This window comes from Kitasatospora sp. MAP5-34 (genome assembly GCF_029894335.1).
Classification (GTDB): Bacteria; Actinomycetota; Actinomycetes; order Streptomycetales; family Streptomycetaceae; genus Kitasatospora.
The window spans coordinates 1-4,239 of sequence record NZ_JARXZC010000087.1 but is presented as its reverse complement, the minus strand read 5'-3'; the positions used below and the strand labels follow the sequence as shown (position 1 = coordinate 4,239).

2 protein-coding genes and 2 pseudogenes are annotated in these 4,239 nt (G+C 72.0%); 1 reads left to right on the top strand and 3 read right to left on the bottom strand.

Translation table 11 applies throughout. From position 1 onward, the window contains the following. The 3 genes and pseudogenes from P3T29_RS32385 to P3T29_RS32375 all read right to left on the bottom strand — a co-directional run. Nucleotides 1-555: pseudogene (locus tag P3T29_RS32385) on the bottom strand (hypothetical protein); the annotation flags it as partial. 193 nt (nt 556-748) lie between these two features. Next, the gene (locus P3T29_RS32380) at nt 749-2,545 is read right to left on the bottom strand and encodes a WD40 repeat domain-containing protein (protein ID WP_280720258.1); all 1,797 of its coding nucleotides are present in this window, start codon (nt 2,543-2,545) and stop codon (nt 749-751) included. Between the two features lie 679 nt (nt 2,546-3,224). Then, nucleotides 3,225-3,893: a DNA-3-methyladenine glycosylase gene (locus P3T29_RS32375; RefSeq protein WP_280720257.1), complete on the bottom strand. Its 669-nt coding sequence runs from the start codon at nt 3,891-3,893 to the stop codon at nt 3,225-3,227. Nucleotides 3,894-3,915: 22 nt separating this feature from the next. Between P3T29_RS32375 and P3T29_RS32370 the strand changes: the two are divergent. Next, a pseudogene (locus P3T29_RS32370) lies at nt 3,916-4,125 on the top strand (IS630 family transposase); the annotation flags it as partial. Nucleotides 4,126-4,239 lie beyond the last annotated feature (114 nt).

The window sequence follows — 4,239 nt, the reverse complement described above, 5'->3', positions numbered from 1 at the left end:
CGCCACGGTGTTCACCGCGCCGTCGTGACCGAGGAGGGGCTCGCAGACGTGTTCGCGGGCGGCCAGGTCCCAGAGCGCCACCATCGGCCCGTCGCTGCCGGTCACGGCGAGGGTACGGCCATTCAGTACCACTGTCGCTACCGCCAGCACTTCTACGTCATAACGGGGGAGGGGCTCACCGAGCTGCGGGGGCATGGCCAGGTCCCACATCTGCAGCGGCTGCCCGTCCCCGGCGGTCACGGCGATCGTGCGGCCGCCCAGCACCCCGATCGCCACCGCATTGACGCAGCCGTGCTGGCTGGCGAGGGGTTCACATACCGGCTTGCGAGTGGCCAGGTCCCACACCCGTACCAGCCCGTCGCCGCTGCCTGTAACGGCCAGGGGGCGGCCCTCCACTACCGCCGTCGCCACCGCCCACACCCCGCCGTTGTGACCCGCGAGCGGCTTGCCCACCTGATCCCCAGTGGCGAGATCCCACACCCGCGCCAGCCCGTCGCCACCGCCCGTGACGGCAAGGGCCCGACCGTCCATTACTGCCACCGCTATCGCCGACACCTCGCCAGTCTGGCTGGCAAGGGGACGCGAGGGTCGATGGTCGGCCGAGGAACCGCTGTCCCACTCCACCCGCCACCGCCCAATCGCTTTGTCCTCCACCTATGGATTTCCCCTCGTCGGTTGGCCAGGGACTTCGCAGCGCGCGCCGGCCTACCAGGCGGCCGACGCCCCGGATGTGCTGCGCGCGACCTGGTCAGCTTCGGGCCAACACTGCAACCTCGTGACCGAAGCACACCACCAACTCGGCCTCTGACGTCACCGCCACGGCGCGGACGGGCCAGGGGAACACGAGTTCTTCGCCGACTGGTTGACTGGTGCTCAGGTCCCAGATCCGTACCATCCCGTCGCCGCTGCCGATCACTGCGACCGGGCGGCCGTCGACCGTCCCGGCCGCTACCGCGTGTACCGGGCTGTCGTGGCTGGTGAGGGCCTTGCCGACCTGCCCGCCGAGGGCCAGGTCCCACACCCGCGCGGTTCCGTCGTCGCTGCCGGTGACGGCCACCGGGCGGCCGTCCACCACCGCCGTTGCCACGGCCCCCACCTCGCGGGTATGGCTGGTGATGGGTTCGCCCACCGGTTGGCCGGACGCCAGGTCCCACACCCGTGCCGTCGCATCCCAGCTGCCGGTGACGGCCACGGGCCGACCGTCCACCACCGCCGTTGCCACCCCGAGGACCGTTCCGGAATGGCCGGTGAGGGGCGCGCCCACCTGCTCGCCGCTGGCCAGGTCCCACACCTGCGCCGTGCCGTCGAACAGGCCGATGACCGCCACCGGGCGGTCATCGAGTGCCACGGTCGCCACGGCCGTCGCCTCGTTGTGGAGATTGCTGCTCTCGAGAGGCTTGCCGAGCGCCCGGCTGGTGGCCAGATTCCGTATCCGTGCCGTTCCGTCGGAACTGGCGGTGATCGCGGCGGGGCGGCCGTCCACCACAGCGGTCGCCACCGCGTTCACCCGTTCCGCGTGCTTGGCGTGCGGCTTGCCGACCTGTCCGCCGGTGGCCAGATCCCACACCCGCACCTTCCCGTTGCCGGCACCGGTGACCGCGACCGGACGGCCGCCCACCGCCGTCGTGGCCACCGCTCGTACCTGCACGTCGTGGCCGGCCATGGGTTCACCGACCCGCTGGTCGCCGGTCAGGTCCCAGACCCTCACCATCCCCGCGCTGCTGACGACCGCCACGGGGCGGCCGTCCACCACCGCCGTGGCCAGCCCATGGACCGGGCGGCCGTCGTGACTGGTGAGGGGTTCGCAGACCTGCTTGCCGGCGGCCAGGTCCCACACTCGTACCACCCCGCCCTTGTCGCCGGTCACGGCGACGGGACGGTCGTCCACCACTGTCGTCGCCACCGCGCACACACCGTAGAAGTGGTTGGGAAATCTGCCGACCCGTCGGCCCGTGGCCAGGTCCCATACCCGCGTCCCGTCGCCGCCGCTGGTGAGCGCGACCGGCCGACCATCCAGCACCGTCGCCGCAACCGCCTCGACCGCGCTGGTGTGGGCGGCGATGGGCTTGCCAATCTGCTGGCCTGTGGCGAGGTCCCACAACCGCATCTTCCCACCGTGGGCGCCGGCTACCGCGATCGGGCGGCCGTCCACCACCGTCACCGCCACGGCCGACGCTTCCACGGTGCCGCTGCGGGCGGCAAGGGGTTCGCCAACCGGTTGACCCGTGGCGAGATCCCACACCCGCGCCGTGCGGTCCACACCGCCGGTGACCGCGACCGGCCGGCCCTCCAGCAGCCCGGTCGCCACCGAGTACACCCACCTCGCGTGGCCGGTCAGGGGTTCGCCGACCGGTCGGCCGGTGGCCAGATCCCAGATGCGCACGATCCCGTCGTGGTCGCCGGTGACCGCGACCGGGCGGCCGTCCACCACTGCCGTCGCCACCGCCGGCAGACCGTCGCCATGTCCGGCCGGGGGTTCGCCCACCGGCTGACCGGTGGCCAGGTCCCACACCCGCAGCGCCCCGTCGAACGGGATGACAGCCACGGGGCGGCCGTCGACCACCGCCGTAGCGACCTCGACCGCCGACTCCCCGCGGGTGCTCAGGACCCTCCAGAGCCGGGGGTCGACCTGTGAACCAGTGGCCCACCGCACCGCCCACCCGGCGCCAGGCCCGCCGTCCCCCTCCACCTCGACCGCTGCCAGCCGTGCGGCCAACGCCCGGTCTCCGTACCGTGCGGCGTCCAGAGCCAGCACCTGCCGCCGCACCCGCGGGCCGGCATCCCGATGCAGATGCTCCGAAGCCCGGTACACCGCCGCCGTCAAACGGGCCTGCGGATCGGCCCCCGTATCCAGCAGCCCCCGCACCTCCCCGGGATCTCCATTCACCAGCGACCCCAGGTCCGACCACCACGCACCCTCTCCACCAGGACCGGTACCCGAACCACCCGCACGCAGACCATCAACCACGAACGCACACTCCAACTTCACGATGTACCAAGCCAAACGGCGGACCAGCGGCGGCCGTTCGAGCCGCAGACAGGATCCGGCCGACTCCGGGGCCGCGAGATTGCCCGCGCCACCCGGATGTCCAACGGCGACGCACAGTTGTGGCCGCTACGGGCCGGCTGCCTGCGGACTCGCCGTGCGCGCCGTGCCCGACCATATGAGGGCCCACGCAAGGTGCGACGTGTTCCTGAGCTTCAACCGAGCGCGTCCGGGTGTGTCAGGTGCCGGGGTGCGGGGCGGCGACCGGCCCGCCGCTCGGCTTCCGCTTGGGGACGTGGGGGCGGTAGGGGCTGACGCTGGGGTCGCCGTCGATCCAGAAGCGCCAGGGGGTGGTCGCGCCCGCGCCGGAGACACCGGTGCGCGGGCCGGTGCGTACAAGCGCCGGGTCGGGGGGTATGCCGGTCAGAACCCTGAAATGTATGCCGTCCCCGCAGGCGTCGGCACCGTTGAAGGCCCGGTCGACGCCGACGGCCATGGTCAACCTGGCTGGCCCCTGGGCGAGTTCGCGGTCCTTGCGGGCGGCGGGTCGGCGCTTGCGGGCGAGTTCGACGCCGTCCAGGACCTCGCCGGCGCGCAGCAGCACGGCCGAGGAGTGTCCGTCCTGGCCGGTGACGAGGTTCATGCAGAAGTGCATGCCGTAGGTGAAGTACACGTAGACGTGCCCGGGCGGGCCGAACATGACCTCGTTGCGCGGGGTGCGGCCCCGGTAGGCGTGCGAACCGGGGTCGTCCCGGCCGTTGTACGCCTCGACTTCGGTGAGGCGCAGCGAGACGGTGCCCTCCGGGAGCGCGCAGACCAGGACGCGGCCCAGCAGGTCGTGTGCGACCTCCACGACGTGGCGGTCAAAGAATTCACGGCTGAGCGACCGGTTCGTCTGTTCGAGCACACGGCAAGTGTACCCACGCCACCTGGAGTACTTACCTGGCCGCGTTTTCGCGTTCGACGAGTTCGGCCCGCTCGGCATCCGCCCCACCGGTGGGTCCTGCTGGGCCAAGCCGGGCAAGTCCGACCGCCTGCCGGCGACCTACCACCGCACCCACGGTGTGACCTACTTCCACGGCTGCTACTCCATCAGCGACGACACACTGTGGGGCGTCAACCGCCGCCATAAAGGGGCCGCGCAGCCCCTGGTCGCACTGGGCAATTGCCAACCTGAACGTGCAGGTCACGGGGCTGGTGTGGGCCGGAGGCGGGGTGCTCGGGCTGGTCGGGGACGTGATTGCTAGCAGGAG